This is a genomic window from Providencia sp. Me31A, from assembly GCF_050487165.1.
Taxonomy (GTDB): Bacteria; Pseudomonadota; Gammaproteobacteria; order Enterobacterales; family Enterobacteriaceae; genus Providencia.
Genome location: NZ_JBKQGZ010000072.1, coordinates 1 through 1,002 on the forward strand (window position 1 = coordinate 1; position 1,002 = coordinate 1,002).

Annotated in this window: 2 protein-coding genes; both read right to left on the bottom strand. The window is 34.7% G+C overall.

Going from position 1 to position 1,002, the window contains the following annotated elements:
* Positions 1-121: 121 nt before the first annotated feature.
* Complete coding sequence (locus ACLPIE_RS22510) at positions 122-268, bottom strand: PAAR domain-containing protein (RefSeq protein WP_430263844.1); 147 nt, start codon at positions 266-268, stop codon at positions 122-124.
* A gap of 12 nt (positions 269-280) precedes the next feature.
* Positions 281-1,002 (bottom strand): hypothetical protein (locus tag ACLPIE_RS22515; protein ID WP_430263845.1); only part of this gene is annotated, 722 nt, incomplete at its 5' end.

Below are 1,002 nucleotides of genomic sequence, written 5' to 3' on the forward strand. Positions count from 1 at the left end.
TTGGCCCATAAAAAACGTTTATTAATTCTATATATTGACTTGGAAGTATCCTGATGGTTAAAAAAGTAACCAACGATATTGAGATTTTTCTTTGGATAATAGTTCATGAATAATCCACTCCTTATCTAGTGGGATAGCTCTTTAGTAGCCACCGTGAGGTGGCTTGCCGAGCAACGATTTTTACCGTTGGTGAACCTGTAATTAATTGGGTTGGGCCATGTTTTCCATGGCCTGTATCAGAGTCACCAATAAGAATAATTGTTGGCATAATAATACCCGACTATATGACTGGAATGAATTTTCCATTTACTAAAGAAAATATTGGGGAATGTACTCCAATAATTTTTCTATTTGCATTGTTAAAATAGCTATATGAAATAGGTGAATAATCAAAATCTTCTTTATAAACCAACTTTACCATTTTCCCATCATTCATAACTAAGGGTTCAAAATTATCCCAAGTAATTGGGATCATTGCGAATGCCTTCTGATTAAAATCAGCCACTATTTCACGTGATTCTAGTTGTTCGTCAATCGTCCCTCCTGTTGTTTCTACCCAAGTTTTTAGTGAAGGAGTCAATATTTGTTCTATTTTTGATAAATTTTTTTGATTAAAAGCCGCCCATAATTCTGAATACGCTATTTGCAATAGTTTCCGTTGTTCCACAGTATCTTGATACCTTTCAGAGTTCACCCATTCCCATTCAGGTAACCCCGCCATACTTATTTTTTTATTAAATTGGAATACTGTCATATCATGAGGATATTCATTGGGCCGAATATTCTGGCGTATTCTATTCTGATGCACTTTTTCTGTATTGGGGGCTTTAATTACTTTTTTCTCTACGTGTCTGTCCAGACCATCACCTTGATATGCTTCTGGCTCACCTTTTTCATTAATTTTAACCAGTAGCGTTGTTAATGGAATAATATCGCCATTATCCGTTATTTTATTGACCGTAATCTCACATTTTGCACTCGGATTAAACTGATTGATTTTAT